At 50.6% G+C, this 16,626-nt stretch carries 14 protein-coding genes; 10 read left to right on the plus strand and 4 right to left on the minus strand.

The window, feature by feature from the left end; genetic code table 11:
• The first annotated feature begins 36 nt into the window (after window positions 1-36).
• Window positions 37-234 carry a hypothetical protein gene (locus tag LKH74_RS02990; RefSeq protein WP_135367209.1) on the plus strand — a complete coding sequence of 66 codons (198 nt, stop codon included), beginning with the start codon at window positions 37-39 and terminating at the stop codon, window positions 232-234.
• A 9-nt stretch (window positions 235-243) separates the two neighbouring features.
• Entirely contained in the window at window positions 244-423 is a 180-nt protein-coding gene (locus tag LKH74_RS02995; protein WP_125575562.1) for a hypothetical protein, read from the plus strand.
• 252 nt (window positions 424-675) lie between these two features.
• On the opposite strand, the gene LKH74_RS03000 is transcribed toward LKH74_RS02995, so the two are convergent.
• A complete protein-coding gene (locus tag LKH74_RS03000; protein ID WP_135367206.1) occupies window positions 676-2,049 on the minus strand; it encodes a hemolysin family protein in 1,374 nt (457 codons plus the stop codon).
• A gap of 403 nt (window positions 2,050-2,452) precedes the next feature.
• Here LKH74_RS03000 and LKH74_RS03005 point away from each other — a divergent pair, with 403 nt between their 5' ends.
• The 5 genes from LKH74_RS03005 to yjeM all read left to right on the plus strand — a co-directional run bounded on the left by LKH74_RS03005 (window position 2,453) and on the right by yjeM (window position 6,567).
• Window positions 2,453-2,812, plus strand: coding sequence for a hypothetical protein (locus LKH74_RS03005; RefSeq protein ID WP_135367205.1), 360 nt, complete (start codon window positions 2,453-2,455; stop codon window positions 2,810-2,812).
• A gap of 250 nt (window positions 2,813-3,062) precedes the next feature.
• Entirely contained in the window at window positions 3,063-3,521 is a 459-nt protein-coding gene (locus LKH74_RS03010; protein ID WP_287788060.1) for a hypothetical protein, read from the plus strand.
• A 244-nt stretch (window positions 3,522-3,765) separates the two neighbouring features.
• On the plus strand, window positions 3,766-3,957 hold the full coding sequence (locus tag LKH74_RS03015) for a hypothetical protein (protein WP_287788062.1): 192 nt from the start codon (window positions 3,766-3,768) through the stop codon (window positions 3,955-3,957).
• A gap of 367 nt (window positions 3,958-4,324) precedes the next feature.
• A complete protein-coding gene (locus tag LKH74_RS03020; RefSeq protein ID WP_125575550.1) occupies window positions 4,325-4,750 on the plus strand; it encodes an Hsp20/alpha crystallin family protein in 426 nt (141 codons plus the stop codon).
• 323 nt (window positions 4,751-5,073) lie between these two features.
• Window positions 5,074-6,567, plus strand: coding sequence for a glutamate/gamma-aminobutyrate family transporter YjeM (yjeM, locus tag LKH74_RS03025; protein ID WP_125575549.1), 1,494 nt, complete (start codon window positions 5,074-5,076; stop codon window positions 6,565-6,567).
• A gap of 519 nt (window positions 6,568-7,086) precedes the next feature.
• Here yjeM and LKH74_RS03030 read toward each other — a convergent pair.
• Both LKH74_RS03030 and LKH74_RS03035 read right to left on the minus strand, forming a co-directional pair.
• On the minus strand, window positions 7,087-7,935 hold the full coding sequence (locus LKH74_RS03030) for an aldo/keto reductase (protein ID WP_287788066.1): 849 nt from the start codon (window positions 7,933-7,935) through the stop codon (window positions 7,087-7,089).
• A gap of 99 nt (window positions 7,936-8,034) precedes the next feature.
• Complete coding sequence (locus LKH74_RS03035) at window positions 8,035-8,193, minus strand: hypothetical protein (RefSeq protein WP_167850121.1); 159 nt, start codon at window positions 8,191-8,193, stop codon at window positions 8,035-8,037.
• 194 nt (window positions 8,194-8,387) lie between these two features.
• On the opposite strand from LKH74_RS03035, the gene LKH74_RS03040 reads away from it, so the two are divergent.
• Window positions 8,388-10,733 carry a cation-translocating P-type ATPase gene (locus LKH74_RS03040; protein ID WP_287788068.1) on the plus strand — a complete coding sequence of 782 codons (2,346 nt, stop codon included), beginning with the start codon at window positions 8,388-8,390 and terminating at the stop codon, window positions 10,731-10,733.
• 89 nt (window positions 10,734-10,822) lie between these two features.
• Window positions 10,823-11,347 carry a DUF1836 domain-containing protein gene (locus tag LKH74_RS03045; RefSeq protein WP_125575546.1) on the plus strand — a complete coding sequence of 175 codons (525 nt, stop codon included), beginning with the start codon at window positions 10,823-10,825 and terminating at the stop codon, window positions 11,345-11,347.
• A gap of 347 nt (window positions 11,348-11,694) precedes the next feature.
• On the opposite strand, the gene LKH74_RS03050 is transcribed toward LKH74_RS03045, so the two are convergent.
• A complete protein-coding gene (locus LKH74_RS03050) occupies window positions 11,695-13,488 on the minus strand; it encodes a glycerophosphodiester phosphodiesterase (protein WP_287788071.1) in 1,794 nt (597 codons plus the stop codon).
• A 409-nt stretch (window positions 13,489-13,897) separates the two neighbouring features.
• Here LKH74_RS03050 and adhE point away from each other — a divergent pair, with 409 nt between their 5' ends.
• Window positions 13,898-16,516 (plus strand): bifunctional acetaldehyde-CoA/alcohol dehydrogenase, encoded by a 2,619-nt coding sequence (gene adhE / locus LKH74_RS03055; protein WP_135367197.1) that lies wholly within the window; start codon window positions 13,898-13,900, stop codon window positions 16,514-16,516.
• Window positions 16,517-16,626: the final 110 nt, after the last annotated feature.

The raw sequence follows: 16,626 nt of genomic DNA on the forward strand, positions 1-16,626 counted from the left end.
GCTAGAATGGAAGGTAAATAGAAAGGCGGCAGTAACGTGATGTTTAACAAGGAATTTTATCGTTCGTCAAATTTCTGGGGTGGCTTGGTCGCCCTGGTACTGAGTGGCTGGGGCTTTTCACCGTTGACGGGTAACAGCGTCTACGAAATCGTGGTGTCCGTCATCCTGGTCGTGATTGGCGTTTACGAACTGTCCCGTGGTCTATTTGGGTCAACACGACCACAGAAAAAATAGGGGGTAGCCATGCAATTTAATCAGCGTTTCGTCCATTCACTGGATTTCTGGAGTGGACTGTTAATTATGTTTTTAATGATTTGGAATATCCTGCCATTTCGGGTAACCAGTGTGTTCTGGTGGGTGTGCTTCCTGTTGTTTTTAGGCGGCGTGTTCTACCTGGTGAAAGGGTTAGTGCGCCTGCGGTAAAGGGTATACATATGAAAAACGAGCCTGGGAAAACCTCCCAGGCTTGTTCGCGTTACCTTTACATAGCTAAAACGTGCGCCAAAAGGCAGCCGCGCCCGGTTCCACTTAAAACTGTTAACCAAACAATCCAGAACCGGGATTATTCGGTTAGCAGCCTTAATGCTCGCCGGCTAATCGCCTTTTGTCCCACTCTCGTTTGGGGTTATCTTGACACAAAAACCCGCCGCTCAATCCAGAGCAGCGGGTTTAACTTTACTTATCTTTCTTGTCGTGATCCTCGGCATCCGCCGTCGCGATTTGCTTTTGCGGCGGGTTGACCGTGACCTCTAACCAATTGATGAAGGAGTTCTCGTAATCCAAGACCTTCAAGTCGAAGTTCTTCAGTTGGATAACGTCGTTGACCTTCACGTCCGGGTAGTTATCAATGATAAACCCGGCCATCGTGACCGTATCGGAGGCCTCAAAGCCCTTGATATCGGTGTTGAAGTACCGCTCAAAGTCATAAGTCGTCATCTTCCCGTTGACCTGGTAAGTGCCATTGGGTTGCTTGAAAATGTACTGGTCGTTGGCATCGTCGATTTCGTCACGGACGGTCCCAAACAACTCTTCATAAATATCCTTATCGGTGATGATCCCGGAAGTGCCCCCGTATTCGTCAACGACAACGACGATTGGGGTCCGCTTCTTGATCATTTGCTGCAGCACTTGGGTAATCGGCGTCGTTTCGGGCGTGGTCGAAATGTCACGAATCAATTTATCAATGCGAATATGAGAATCCACCTGCTGTTGACGAATCAAGTCGTAATTGTAGACGTACCCTAAAATCTTATCCTTATCCCCATCGGCAACGACTGGCAAGCGGCTGAACCGTTCCTGTAGGTAGACATTCAAGGCTTCCTTAACGTTGGCCGTGATGTCGATGACTACCAGTTGGGTCCGGTCGATCATGATATCCTTGGCGACCTTGTCGTTTAATTCAAATGCCCGTTGCATGTAGACCAGGTCGTTTTTTTCCAGTTCGCCACCCTCAACGGCACTCCGTGAGAGGTTCAAAATTTCAGCTTGGGAGAAGACTTCGTCACTTTCATTGGCCACTTTCAGCCCCATCAATTTGACTACTCCAGACGCACTGCTGTTGAGCAACCAAACGAACGGGTAAAAGAGGACGTGGCAGTAATGCAGTGGCGTGACCACTAGCATCAAGACTTTCATTGGCATATCAATGGAAATGTTCTTCGGGACAATTTCCGTGAAGACCACTTCGAGGTACGTCAGTAGTAAAACCCCGACGATAACCGCGATGGTGTGGGCCGTAGCGCCGTTCAGGTGAGCTGGGGCGATGCCGCCCAATAACAGGTCAACGAAGAACGTCTCCCCAATCCACCCTAAGATGATCCCAGCGAGGGAAACCCCCACTTGAGTCGTCGATAAGTATTCATTCAAATTGGTGACCATTTTCATGGCCCGATTGAGCTTGGTCGATGGCTTGTCTCGTTCGGCAATTTTTTCCTCCAGAGCACTAGGCCGGGTTTGGACCAAAGCAAATTCGCAGGCAACAAAGAAAGCTGCAAAAAAGAAGGTAATTAAAATAATAATTAGATTCACAACTATCTGACCGCTATCCACACATCATTCCTCATTTCATATCGTTCTATCTCTTCATTATAGCGCGTCTTACCCCCTTTTCACAGGGGGTGAATTGAAGCAAATTTTACCCTTTCTGGGGCCGCATAGCAACCGAACATCGTAAAATTTTCGCGATTTTTTGGAAATTTGACCGACCATTCCGGCTAGATGCAACGCCCAATAAAAGCAAACGCTGCCAAACGTTGTCAGACGGGCAATCACATCGGTAACGGGTGAAACGATTGTGGCCAATAGTTAGTCACTCAGAAGGTCAGTTAAAACGCAATTAACTGGCTCGGTTAGACTGATGTGGCACAAACGCAGTTAAACCGCGAATGAATACTTAACGTTTCGACTAAAAAGGACTAGACTAAAGTCAGTAACATCAAAGGAGATTTTGATTATGGCAGATACACCTAAAGAAAAAACAGAAACGACCGTACAAATTCCTAAAGAAGACGTGGAAAAAGCGGCGAAGTTGGTTCTTGATCCGGGGTATGTGACGAAGAAAGATTTACCAAAGATGGCAGATTTAGAATGGGCAACCGCTTTATCTGATGCAGTTATGAAGCATTTCTTAAACGACGACGATGACCACGATCCTTACGTCTACTTCGAACAATTCGACTTTGACGGTGGTGACATTGATTCCATCATCTTCAATATGGATATCGTCAAGACGCGGGATGCCGGGCTACACAAGTTGTCAGAAGCCTTAGGCGAAAAGATTATTGACAACAAGGTTCAACAAACCACTTACTAATTTAATGGGAGAGCAGCTGGGATGACCTGGCTGCTCTTTTTTTCTGTTATCAAACACAGCTAAAAGGTCATTCTGGAAAGTACCCCCAGGATGACTTTTTGCGTGAGGACGCAATTGTTGGTGAAAAAGTTGAGACTAGCCAAACTAAACGGACATCAATAACCTGTGGGCATGAAGGTCGAACAGGGGTATGATAGGTAGTGGGTGGTGGTTAACACCGCTAAATTAGTGATTGGGGAGTGAATCGAGGATGAAAAAAGGTTGGCTAACACTGGCTGTTTTACTGGCGCTGATCAGTGGTGTTGCACTGGTATCTAGCAGTTCAGTGACTGCGCAGGCAGCTAAGAAGCATTACACGGTGGTGCCTAAGTCGTTGCGGGGTCATTGGCGCAGTTACAATTCGCAAAAGCACGGCTACGACAAGGTGATTTTTACCAAATGGCAGTGGAAAACGAAGAATGCGGGCCAGCGTAAATGGCATCGCTTATCTGGCAAGACGTTTAAGGTTGCCAAACGCGTTGGCACCTCACCATGGTACAGTGACCTGTCGATTTCCAAAGGAAAATGGGGTTATTACGTGGGCCAAAGTTACTCGGATCAGTGGCCTTACTGGAAAAAGCTGAAGCATCACGGAAAAACGGCTTTGCGATGCTACCTGCCACCAATGGGACCGGGTAAGGGTCAAACCAGTTATTATTATCGTTATTAAATGAAGGAGCGTAGCTGGGATAACCTGGCTGCGCTTTTTAAATGTGAAATGTTTTTTAAATCTCAATAAAGTTTTTTATAGGGCGTTTAGTTATCTTGGCTTTTTATGAACATTTTATAGTTTTTATAGTAGATAGATGTTTAGGAAATCACAAATTATTTTTGGGATGATTTATTTAGTAGCATTAAAAAGATACTAGTAGTATTATGACCGTGAACAAAACAATTTGGGGAGGAAAATTATTATGGATGAAGGTTCGGCTCCAAGACTAGTTGTTCTAGGCTTTTTAATTAGCATGGCAGTTTTTGCTGTGTTTGATTCACCGATGTTTAGCATCAATCAAATGTTCGGTGTAGTTGGTGCTGTACTGCTCACAGGAGTATTTGTTTACAACCTAAAAATTGCAATAAGTTCTTCAGAATCAGACAAGCTATAAGCCATTTGTGTATAATTCGAATTCTGTGAAGGTCAAAGCTATTTTAGGATTAAGATTGTTGTCGGGGTATTCTCGTTAATTTAAAGAGTGACAGCAGAAGGGTTTGCCAGCGTGGCAAGCTCTTTTAATTTGTGTCAACCGGGAGCTAAGCAGCCACAAATCGACTAGTTTTTCTTTGACCTTTAAACAAAATAATTGACCTTTCTGTCGACAGGTCCTACAATGCATTTACATAAACACCGAATTGGCGGTGTTTATGGCAGGAATTTAGCACTCCTGTTAGTCGAGTGCTAATTACTTGCAATTCTGACCAATACTGACTATTATAGAAAATGTAAACAAGGAAGACAGAAAGGGGTTATTGATTATGACTAACGATGTTATGAACCGGAACTTTGATTTCTTTGATCCAATGAATTTCTTTAATGAAGTGGGTAACCTGGGACGCGACATGTTTAGCGGCGATGGCTCCATGAAGACTGATGTGGTTGAACACGATAAAGACTACGTGGTTACGGCTGAAATGCCTGGCTTCAAGAAAGAAGACATCCACGTCGATTATCGTGACGACACGCTGCGGATTTCTGGGAAGTCCGAAGTTAAGCAAGCCACGAAGGATGACGATGGCCGGGTTCTCCGTCAAGAACGTAGCAGCCAAAATGTTGCGCGTTCCTTCTACCTGCCAAGCATTGACTTGAAGAAGGTTGAAGCCAAGTATGATGAAGGCGTCTTGACCTTGACGTTGCCAAAGCAAACTGAGGTTGAAGACAACCATCACATTAGTATCGACTAATCGATTCGTAAATCAAAAAGCGTCCTCGCTGGCAATGGCGGGGACGCTTTTTTGTCGTTGGTTAGCTGTTAGCAGCGTTCAATGGCTAACCCCTAAACGGAAGCCAAGATAGAAGTGGCCTGCTAAGAGAGAGGGCTCGTTTTTGGCCGAGCCATTTACAAGGGGGAACTATTTGCCAGCCCCCACCGCATTAGAAAACATCCAGTTATCACACGAAAAATTTACCCAGCTATTATTGAAATGCCAGCGGATTGTATGGTCGCTCATGTAAACTAATTAAAGCGCCTACAATCGGGCAGTTTGAAAATATTGGAGAGAAAATAATGGCTGATAATAATAACAATAAAATCACCTTAATGGCCTTAGTCATGATGATCTTTACGACCGTCTTTGGCTTTGCCAACAGTACGGTAGCCTATTTCTTGATGGGTTACTCTTCGATTCTATTTTACTTAGCCGCCGCAGTGCTGTTCTTTATTCCGTTTGCCTTAATGATGGCCGAATACGGGGCCGCGATTAAGTCTGACGAGGGGAGCGGGATGTACCAGTGGCTGGACCGCAGTGTCGGACCGCGGTTTGCCTTTATTGGGACCTTCATGTGGTTTGCGTCCTACATCATCTGGCTGGTCTCCACCTCTGCCAAGGTCTGGATTCCGTTTACCACGACCTTCTTTGGCCGTGACCAAACGCAGAACTTCGCCTTTGCCGGAATGAACGCCACGCAGGTCATTGGGATTCTGTCGTGTCTGTGGATGATCTTGGTGACCTGGGTCTCCATCAAAGGGGTCAAGGGCATCGTACGCATCACCAGCCTGGGGGGATTAGCTGTCATGAGCTTAAACGCCATCCTGCTGGTCATTTCCGGTATCGTCTTGGCCTTGCGTCACGGTGAATTTGCCCAACCGCTGAACACCTTCTTGCACTCACCACACCCCAATTACCAGCAACCGATGGGCATCATGAGCTTTGCCGTGTTTGCCATCTTTGCTTACGGAGGCCTGGAAGTCCTCGGGGGGATGGTCGATAAGACCAAGAATCCGGAAAAGACCTTCCCCAAGGCCATTGTCATCTCGGCTATCGTCATCACGCTGGGCTATGCCATTGGGATTCTGTGCTGGGGGATCAGTACGAACTGGCAAAAGGTCCTGTCCGACCCGACGACCAACATGGGGAATATCAGTTATGTCATGATGCGCAATCTCGGGGATGTCTTGGGTGAGTCGCTCGGCCTGAGTGCTGCGACGAGCACCACAATCGGCCTGTGGTTCGCCCGTTATACTGGTCTGGGCATGTTCCTGGCCTACTCGGGGGCCTTCTTCACGTTAACGTATTCACCACTGAAGACGTTGATCATGGGGACACCCAAATCCATGTGGCCGAAGAAGTTCACCAAGCTCAATGCCAACGACATGCCGAGCTACGCCATGATGTTACAATGTGCGGTGGTCATCGTGATCATCCTGCTGGCATCCTTTGCCTCGACGGATGCCTCGGCCTTCTACAACATCTTGACCTTGATGGCCAACGTCTCCATGACGCTGCCATACCTGTTCTTGGTCTACGCCTTTCCCAAATTCAAGCACAACCGCGACATCATGAAGCCCTTTGAGGTCTACAAGTCCCCAACCTGGACGACCATCATCAGCTGGGTCGTCTTCATCGTGGTCTTGGGCGCCAACACCTTCACGCTGGTCCAACCTATCTTGGAAAACGGCGACGTCCAAAGCACGATTTGGATGCTGGTCGGCCCAATCCTGTTCGGGGTCATGGGAATCATCTGGTATGATATTCGCCAACGCAAGCATGCGAATGATTAATTAACCGTGAGTCATCAAAAAGCCACTGACCTGCTGAAATGCAAGTTGGTGGCTTTTTTGATGATGAGTGGTGAAATCGGAAGTCTTCGCCATCGGGGAGTGTTTTACTGGGTCGCTTGTGACGTAACCCCCAGAGTGCTAGTTGACGGGAAACGTCACAGGCCAGTTATTTAACCGACTACTACTAGAAAACGCAACCGACTCGCTGAGAGGGCAAGTCGGTTGCGCTTTTTAAATCACTGCTGGTATTAATAGTTGATGATAGGGGGGACAACACTAGTCGCCGCTGACAACCACAATCGTAGCCGAGAGTTCGTCAAATATGGGTTCAGCCGTGGGAGTTGCCTTAGCGGTGCGATTCATACCGCTTAGGCAACTGGCGTCTTTGAGACGCGGGTTATCGGCTCAAAGCGAGGCCGAGACCGTCCTTTGGCTCGGCTGGTCCGCCCACCGCGTTCCAACCCATAGTTGACGAACGGCAGGCGGCCAGCTCTCATCGTGTTGCCCAGTCCAGCGCGCTTAGTATTGCTTACCGGTTTCGTAAACGATTTCCGGTTCGTTCCCCGTCCGCTCGTTGCGGTTGAGGATGTCGATCATAGTCATTTCGTCGACGTCTAAGTCAAAGTCAAAGATCTCGGCGTTTTCCTTGATACGGTCGGGATGCGTGGACTTGGGAATCGTGACCAGCTCGTGTTGGAGTTCCCAGCGCAAGACGATTTGGGCGACGGATTTCTGATGGTGTTTGGCAATCTTCATTAACATGGGGTTGTCCAATACGGCGCGGCGACCCAAGGGACTCCAGGCCTCCGTCACGATATTTTTCTCCTGGTCGTAGTCGAACAGCGCCTGTTGGTTTAAGTAGGGGTGGTATTCAACCTGGTTAACGACGGGCATTTCCTTGGCCTGCGTAGCGAGCAGTTCCAGGTGAGAAATGGTGTAGTTGGAGACCCCAATCGACCGGACCTTGCCATCGGCCTTGAGTTGTTCCATGGCCTTCCAGGTGTCAAAGAAGTATTCACGAACGGGCCAGTGAACCAGCAGCAGGTCCAAGTAGTCTGTTTGGAGCCGCTTCAACGAGCCTTCGACGGCCTTCATGGTCCGGTCATACCCTTGAACGACCTCGGCGACCTTGCTGGTCAAAAACAGGCCTTCACGGGGTAAGCCCAGCTGTTGGATCGCGGGGCCCAGGATGTCTTCGTTGCGGTACAACATGGCGGTGTCAAACATCCGATATCCGGCGTTCCAAGCCGCGTCGATTGCGGTGTTCATAGTTTCTTGGTCGCCGATTTTGTACGTCCCAAAGCCCATGACCGGCATGCGATTACCGTCCGCGAGCTTGATAGTCTTGGTGATTTTGGTAGGTGCCATTAAATTTCCTCCTTGACGGCAGATACCGTCAGTCATTTCGTGTGCGTCACCACACATAATACTTCTAATCTTAAGCTAAAATCACGGAAATGACAACGCTTACCGCCGCTTGAATTGGTCGTACAGGTTGACGCTAGCCTCAATCAGCATCCCAAAGGTCATCAGCCACATTGCCAACATATCTTGGTGGGTCAACATGCATCCCAGCAAAATCACGTAGAGAATAAATAAAATAACTGCTGTAGATTTATGGTTCAAAATAAACCCTCCCCTTGAATAGTTTGTTACCAATTCCAGTATAGTCTTCTCGCGGCGACAGGGGGCGGTAGACGGCGGCAAATTTGGTTGCGATTCCGTAAAGGATTACGCAAAAGCCAACGAAATAAGCGCTAATCGGTGGGGTTTTCTAGTACAATAAAGGGGTAAACAAACGTGAAGGAGGCTACGGGAAAATGACCACAACAAAACGGGAAGAGACACCGTTAGATTTAGGCTTAACGGCCGCAGAGGTGGCCCAGCGGGTGGCGGCCGGTCAACAGAATGACCCCTTGCCCCCGCTGACTCGCAGTGTCCAACAAATTTTTCGGGATAATTTATTAACGCTATTTAACTTAATCAACGTGCTCTTAGGGGCCTTGGTGCTGTTTACCGGGAGTTATAAAAATTTACTTTTCTTGGGGGTCGTCGTGGTCAACACGGGGATTGGCATTTTCCAAGAAATTCGCTCGAAACGCCAGGTCGATAAGCTGGCCCTGTTGTCGGAAGGCAAAATCAATGTCTTACGTGACGGCCAGGTGGCGGCCTATCATCAGGATGCCATCGTGCAAGACGACATCCTGGAACTTGGCCGTGGCGATCAGTTGCCGGTGGACGGCCGCATTCGCGATACCGCGGGGCTCGAAGTCGACGAGTCCCAGATTACCGGGGAATCCACGCCAATCAGTAAACAGACCGGGGATGACCTGGTCTCCGGTAGTGTCATTCTTGGCGGTCGGGCCTTGGTTCAGGCGACCACGGTCGGCCACGGCAGTTTTGTCAAACAACTGGCCTATTCGGCCAAGAAAGACCGCCGCAGCGCCAGCCAATTGCTCACGATTATTAATCGAATTATCAAGGTCTTGACGTTTGCCATCATCCCACTGGGAGCCGCATTGTTCATTTCCGCCATGTTGCGGGGGCAGAGTCAAACGCGCGCTATTCTGGGCACCGTGGCTTCGATGGTCGGGATGATTCCGGAAGGCTTGGTATTACTGACGTCGGTGGCCCTGGCGGCCGGGGCGCTTACCCTGGGGCGGCATCACGTATTGGTGCGGGAATTGCCGGCCATCGAGGCGTTGGCCCGGGTCGACGTGTTGTGCCTGGATAAGACGGGGACCATCACCAACGGCCAGCTCCAGTTGGACCGGGTGGAACCGCTCGGCGCCGTTACCCAGCAGGCCGCACAAACGCAGCTAGCCCAATTAGTCGCCGCGACCGGGGATGACAACGAAACGGCACAAGCCATTCAAGCCGCCTTGGGCACGCCGGCCGTTCAAGCCGGGCAAGTCTTGCCGTTTTCTTCCGGTCGTAAATGGAGCGGGGCTGTCTTGGCAGGACAGGCCACCCTCATGGGGGCACCCGAGTTTATCTTCGAGACCGTCCCGACCGCGCTTCAGCAGCGCATTCAAACGCTGGCCGCGCAGGGGTACCGGGTCCTGGTGCTCGCCACGGCAGCCGATTTAGCGACGCCCCGGCCGACTGACCCGCAGGCTATTGGTCTGGTCCTCATTACCGATGAACTCCGGCCGCGGGCTAAGGATACCTTTGGTTATTTTGCCAATCAAGACGTGGCCTTGAAGGTCATTTCCGGGGACAATCCGGTGACGGTCGCCAGCATCGCCGCACGTGCCGACATCGCCGGTGCCCAACAACTGGTCGACATGAGTCAGGTGGGCCCGAGCCCGGACTACGCCCAGCTGGTGGCGGACTACAACGTCTTCGGCCGGGTGACGCCGCAACAAAAGGAGTCGCTGATCAAGGCCTACCAAGCGGCGGGACACACGGTCGCCATGACCGGTGACGGGGTCAACGACCTGTTGGCGTTACGCCAGGCCGATTGTAGCATCGCCATGGCCTCGGGGAGTGAAGCCACCAAGAGTCTGGCGGATTTCGTCTTAGTGAACTCGAATTTTGACGCCATGATCAACGTCTTAAATGAAGGTCGTCGGGTTATTAACAACATCGAGCGGGTGGCCTCGCTCTTCTTGATCAAGACCATGTATTCCGTAGCCTTGACGCTGATCTTTATCTTCATGAGTCGCAGCTATCCCTTTGAACCGATTCAACTGACGCCCATCTCGTCTTTGATGGTGGGTATTCCCACGTTCTTCTTGGCCCTGCAGCCCAACTATGCGCGGATTACCGGTCGTTTTATGAAACAAGTCATGGAAATTGCCGCGCCGGCCGCCGTCTGCGTGGTCGGCTACATCCTGGTCATCATGGGGATTGGCACGCAATTTCATCTAAGTTTTGCGACGACCTCAACGCTGAGCGTCTTGATGACCGGCCTGATCAGTCTCAACGCCCTGGTCATGGTGGCTCGGCCGCTGAATCGCTTCAAAGTCGGGTTAGTGGCGTTGATGGCCGGGTTATTTGCCATCATCTTCATCTTCTTTGGCCCCATCTTTTCGCTGGTCAGCCTGCTAAATTGGCGCTTGGCCTTGCTCTACTTGCCGCTGATGGTGAGCGTGGTTCCGGTCTTTATCCTGGTCCAAGACGTCTTGGGCCACCGGATTTTAAGCAAGATTCATTGGCGCTAGATGAATTGCCAAAATTGAGCTTTAGCTAGTCATTGAGACTAGATTATATGCTATAATTGGACCTAGAAACGGAAGGGTAGGGAAAAGACATGGCTGATTTTAATCAATACACCCGTTGGGAACACCAGATGCACGGCGTCAAGTTGCCCCGGTGGGATGATTTACCGAAGTTTGACCTGTACATGGACCAGGTAACGGCGCTGATCAACGACGTGCTGGGGCCGCTGGGCGTTGACATGATTACGCCGGCGATGATTAACAATTACGTGAAGCATAACGTCATCTTGGCACCGGTGAAGAAGAAGTATCAGACCATGCAGCTGACCGATATTTTAATGATCAGCCTCCTGAAGCCCATGTTCCAAACGGATACGGTCCGCTCAGGAATCGACCAAATCACGGCGGGTGACTATCCCAAGCAGGCCTATGATAACTTCATCGACCGCCTGGAAGATCGGCTCCACCACTTGGGTGAAGACCAGGTCCAACCCGCGGCCAAGGACTTGAACGAAAAGCTGATGCAAGTCGCCGTCGATGCCGTGGTGGCGCGCTTACAATCGGAAAAGTTGTTGCACTTGATCAAGCGGCCGATTCGCAAAATTGAAAAGAAATAATGGAAAAAGCGTGTGAGAGTGAGACCAAAGGCGATTAGCCGGCGAGCATTAAGGCTGCTAACCGAATAATCCTAGGTTTGGATTGTTTGGTTAGCAGTTTTAAGCGGAACCGGCTGCCTTTTGGCGCACGTTTCAGCTATGTAAAGGTCACGCGAATGAGCCTGGTAGGTTTTGTCCCAGGCTCGAGTGATTCTAGCCAATTTTAGACTTTCAACCTACAGATTTAAAGATAAAAACGACTGCCGACCAGGCCGAAACCTGTGTCAACAGTCGTTTTTGTGTACAGCTGAAGGTTGAACCTAAAATTACCGTGCTGATTGCCGTCTTTCAACCTTCAGTATGCGGCATTATTGGGTTTGCGACTCCAAGGACAAATCATTCATCAGCGTCAACAATAAGTTGGCGTAGCTGGGATGATCCGTGTTTTCCTTGATTTCTTGTTGAATCACCGACAAGTTGTTGGTGATGACCCCGTTGGCGCCCAAGAACATCATCTGATCCAGGTTGGTGATGGTGTCGATGTCCCAGGCATAAACCTTCTTATGCTGGCGGTTGGCCTGGTCGATGAAGGAATCGTTAAGCGTGGTGGATTCCATGGTGTAGGCGTTGGCCCGGGTGTGCGGGAACGTCAGGTTATAGGGCATGATGTAGCTGACGAACAGGTCGGGGTGCTCAGTCTTCAATTGATTCATGATTTTATAACTGAGTGTATGAATCTGCTCGTGGTGGGCCAGGATGCGCTGGCCAAATTGCCGGTAGAAGCGTTCCGAGAGATCCGGCGTATCGGCACCGCCCGTCTTGATCTCAATCAGGAGACGTTGATGGTGGCGGATAGCCGTGTTCAGATACTGGTTAAAGCTGGGAATTTTGGCCTGGTAGCCGTTTTCCGTGACGGTCACTTTAGTCAGCTGCTTGAGCGTCATCTTGGCCACGGACCGTTTCAAGCCAGCCAGCGCCTTCAGATTGGCATCGTGCATCACGACAAATTGGTGATCCTTGGTCATGCGGACGTCCATTTCCACGAAGTCGGGTTTCTCGCGGCTGGTCTTGATCATGGCGGGAATCGTGTTTTGGACGCCATTGCCATGGTCGACGCCGCGGTGGGCAATCGTCAGCGGTTTGGTCATGGCCAGGCCGTTTAAGTAGATGAGGTTGAAGCCGACCAGCGTGGCACTAATGACGGCCAGCCCACTGACAATCAACAGGCGGGTCCGCAACTTGGTCTTGGCGGGTTCTCTGAAGCTAAACAGCGACAACGGGGTCCGCTGGTGACGGTCGTGACTGCTCAAGATGATCATCATGAACAGCACCGTCGCGTAGCACACGATAAATTCCGTAATGACCTCCATCAAGAAGAGGTTGGCGGTCGCCGCGACCAGAGCCACGTGCGTTTTATCAAACAACACCTGGCCAATGTAGAGGGCGGCGTAGATGACAAAGACGGTGGCGCTGATCAAAGCTAGCGTCAATAGAATTTTACTCAGGTAGTTACAGAAATTGTGGCGGGTTCGTTGCCAGCTCAGGCGAATGGCCTCGCGACTGTGGTAGTGGTCGAGCATCATCAGCGGTAAGACCGCAATCAGGCGAATGCCGATGTAGGCTGCCACCACGTAGCCGACCGCCAGCAGCGCGGCCCACAGCGGGTTGTCCATGAGATAACTCACGATAAAGGCGGGAATCTTGGCCTTGTTGAGCAGGGGCGTGGTGAACAGCTCACTCCCAAACGGGATGATGACGATGAAGTAGCCGATGAAAAATAAAAAGGTGCTGGGGGAGGCGCCGGCAATGCTCCGGACCGTGTCGGCCAAGAGGGACCGGGTGGATTCCGGGCGCCCGTTACGAATGTTAATGATCCCCAGTAATAAGTAGGCAAATTGCCAATAGATCAGGGTGACGACCACCAGTAAGATCAGCACCAGGCCGATGATGGCCAAGGGATGCTGGAGCGCAATGGCGCCAATGTTGGTGTAGGACACGTAAGGGACGTGTTGCCAGTCCATCAAAGCGGACGTCAGCCAAGTCAAGGCCGGCACCGCCAAATAACTAATGGCCAGATTGGTCACGAAGACCAGTGTCACGTAGCTCCCCCAGTGTTGGAAAAAATGACGGGTCGCTTCCCGCCAGAACCGCCAAGCTTGCACAGTTCTCAACTCCTCTCGACGAGTGAAAGTCCCAGTGGTTACCGGCACTTTCGATAATGTATTTACCTTCTACTTTAGCACAATCACGGGCCGGCTACCTGAGAACTGTGGCGGGGCGTGTTCGCCGGTGAGATGGGGGGCGTATTTTGAAAAGACTACGGATAGTTATGAAAACAAAACAGTTCGGTAGTGATTTTATTCACAGATAGAAGAACCGGTAATTTATTTTTGCCGAGGTGTATGCGCTTACATTTAAAACGGCTGTAAGCCTTGCTAAATCAGGGCTAGTAAGCTGGATAAATTAATTGTGATATTTTTAACAAAAATGTCTTGCGTAATTTTGAAATCATGATATGATATATCTCGTGAAGAAGTTAACAAAGATGTTTTCAAAAATGGAGGCATAACCATGTTAAAAGACGTGAAAGAGAAAACTACTACTAAAAAACAAGAAAACAATGAAACTGTTGATCAAATGATCGACCGCTTAACCGCCAAGGCTCACGACGCCCTGTGCGCGATGGACAGCTTTGACCAAGCCAAGGTCGATCACATCGTCCATCAGATGGCCATCGCCGGGTTGGATCACCATATGGAACTGGCCCAAGCCGCCTTCGACGAAACGGGTCGGGGTGTGATGGAAGACAAGGCCATCAAGAACATGTACGCAACTGAAGAAATTTGGCACTCAATCAAAAAGGACAAGACGGTCGGCATCATCAAAGACGACCACGAACGCCAACTGATTACGGTGGCCGAACCGCTGGGCATCTTAGCCGGGGTCACGCCGGTCACCAACCCAACGTCCACGACCTTATTCAAGTCTCTGATTGCGGTCAAGACGCGTAACCCGATCATCTTCGCGTTCCACCCACAAGCACAAAAGTCTTCTGTCATGGCGGCTAAGGTCGTGCGCGACGCCGCCATTGCGGCCGGGGCACCTGAAGGCGTGATCTCTTGGATCGAAAAGCCTAGTATCGAAGCCACGACCGCTTTGATGAACCACCCGATGGTTGCCAGTGTCTTGGCAACTGGGGGTCCAGGCATGGTCAAGGCCGCTTACTCCACCGGGAAGCCAGCCTTAGGGGTTGGTCCTGGTAACGGTCCGGCTTACATTGAAAAGACGGCCAACATCAAGCGGGCCGTTTACGACATCGTCTTATCCAAGACCTTTGACAACGGGATGGTTTGTGCTTCTGAAAACAGTGCCATCATTGACCACGAAATCTACGCGGAAGTTAAGAAAGAAATGCAAGCACGTGGCGTCTTCTTCATTAAGAAGAGCGACGAAAAGGCCTTAGCCGAAGCCATGTTCAAGCCAGAAGGCGGCGTTAAGGGCCCCGTTCCCGGCATGTCTGCCCAGAAGATCGCTGACATTGCCGGCATCAAGATTCCCGCTGGCACCAAGGTCTTGGCCGCTGAGATCACGGGTGTGGGACCGAAATTCCCACTGTCTCAAGAAAAATTGTGCCCAATGATCTCCGTTTACAAGGCCACCAGCAAGGAAAACGCCTTTGACCTCTGTGACCAACTGCTGCACTTCGGTGGGCTGGGCCACACGGCAGCCATCCATACCATGGACGACGATCTGGCCACTGAATTTGGCATCAAGATGAAGGCCAGCCGGGTCTTGGTCAACACCCCATCCGCTATCGGTGGGATTGGGAACCTTTACAACGAAATGGTGCCATCACTGACCTTGGGGACTGGTTCATGGGGTAAGAACTCCGTGTCTCACAACGTTTCCTCATTTGACCTGTTGAACATCAAAACGATTGCAAAGCGGCGAAATAATATGCAATGGATTAAATTACCTCGAGTTTACTTTGAAAAGACCTCTGTCCGTTACCTGGACGATATGCCAGGCATCAAGCGCGTGTTCTTAGTTACGGACCCAGCCATGGTGGAATTGGGCTACGTCGACACGGTCTTAAACGAATTGAAACGCCAACCAAACGGCATCGAATACTCCCTGTTCTCCGACGTGGAACCTGACCCAACGACCGACACGGTCAACCGTGGGGTCACGCAAATGCGGATGTTCAAGCCAGACACCATCGTGGCATTAGGTGGGGGCTCTGCGATGGATGCCGCCAAGAACATGTGGTTGTTCTACGAAGACCCAGAAGCTAGCTTCTTTGGGGCAAAGCAAAAGTTCTTGGATATCCGGAAGCGGGCTTACAAGTTCAACAAGCCGCACAAGGCCCAATTCGTGGCCATTCCAACGACTTCAGGGACTGGTTCCGAAGTGACGCCATTCTCCGTCATCACGGATTCCAAGACCCACGTGAAGTACCCACTGGCCGACTACGCCTTGACGCCAGACGTTGCCATCGTGGATTCCCAATTTATCGAAACGGTGCCAAAGAAGACGGTGGCATACTCTGGACTGGACGTCTTGACTCACGCCATCGAATCCTACGTTTCCAACATGGCTTCCGATTACACGCGGCCATGGTCGCTGCAAGCCATCAAGTTGGTCATGGATAACCTGACCAACTCGTACAACGGCGACATCACGGCGCGTGAGGAAATGCATAACGCGTCGACCTTAGCCGGGATGGCCTTCGCCAATGCCTTCTTAGGGGTTGACCACTCCATCGCCCACAAACTGGGTGGCGAATTCGGCTTACCACACGGCCTGGCCATTGCCATCACCTTGCCACACGTGATCCGCTACAACTTCAAGGAACCAACGAAGCTGACCATGTGGCCGAAGTACGAATACTTCCGGGCCGATGAAGACTACGCCCAAATCGCGCGTTACCTGGGCTTGCCAGGCACGACGAAGGAAGAATTGAAGGAAGCCTTGGTCAACAAGATCATCGACTTGGCCCACTCCGTTGACGTGACCTTGAGTCTGAAGGCCAACGGTGTCGACAAGGCCCACTTCGACAAGACGGTCGACAAGCTGGCGGAATTAGCCTTTGAAGACCAATGCACGACCGCTAACCCACGTGAACCACTTGTTTCTGAACTGAAACAAATTATGATTGACGAATACGATGGTAAGAACGTTGAAAAATAACGGCTAACGACCGTATTCGGACTCAACTCTCTGTAAAACTAGGTCAGTTTCCCTTTACCCGGGGAGGCTGGCCTAGTTTTTTTGGCGTCTTCAGGAAAAGGTGACGGACC

It is taken from the genome of Levilactobacillus sp., from assembly GCF_022646225.1.
Taxonomy (GTDB): Bacteria; Bacillota; Bacilli; order Lactobacillales; family Lactobacillaceae; genus Levilactobacillus; species Levilactobacillus suantsaiihabitans.

Excerpts from the sequence above, each read along its gene's own strand:
- LKH74_RS02995 (WP_125575562.1), top strand. The coding sequence starts at position 244 with ATGCAATTTAATCAGCGTTTCGTCCATTCACTGGATTTCTGGAGTGGA.
- LKH74_RS03005 (WP_135367205.1), top strand. The coding sequence starts at position 2,453 with ATGGCAGATACACCTAAAGAAAAAACAGAAACGACCGTACAAATTCCT.
- LKH74_RS03010 (WP_287788060.1), top strand. The coding sequence starts at position 3,063 with ATGAAAAAAGGTTGGCTAACACTGGCTGTTTTACTGGCGCTGATCAGT.
- LKH74_RS03015 (WP_287788062.1), top strand. The coding sequence starts at position 3,766 with ATGGATGAAGGTTCGGCTCCAAGACTAGTTGTTCTAGGCTTTTTAATT.
- LKH74_RS03020 (WP_125575550.1), top strand. The coding sequence starts at position 4,325 with ATGACTAACGATGTTATGAACCGGAACTTTGATTTCTTTGATCCAATG.
- yjeM (WP_125575549.1), top strand. The coding sequence starts at position 5,074 with ATGGCTGATAATAATAACAATAAAATCACCTTAATGGCCTTAGTCATG.
- LKH74_RS03030 (WP_287788066.1), bottom strand. The coding sequence starts at position 7,935 with ATGGCACCTACCAAAATCACCAAGACTATCAAGCTCGCGGACGGTAAT.
- LKH74_RS03040 (WP_287788068.1), top strand. The coding sequence starts at position 8,388 with ATGACCACAACAAAACGGGAAGAGACACCGTTAGATTTAGGCTTAACG.
- LKH74_RS03045 (WP_125575546.1), top strand. The coding sequence starts at position 10,823 with ATGGCTGATTTTAATCAATACACCCGTTGGGAACACCAGATGCACGGC.
- adhE (WP_135367197.1), top strand. The coding sequence starts at position 13,898 with ATGTTAAAAGACGTGAAAGAGAAAACTACTACTAAAAAACAAGAAAAC.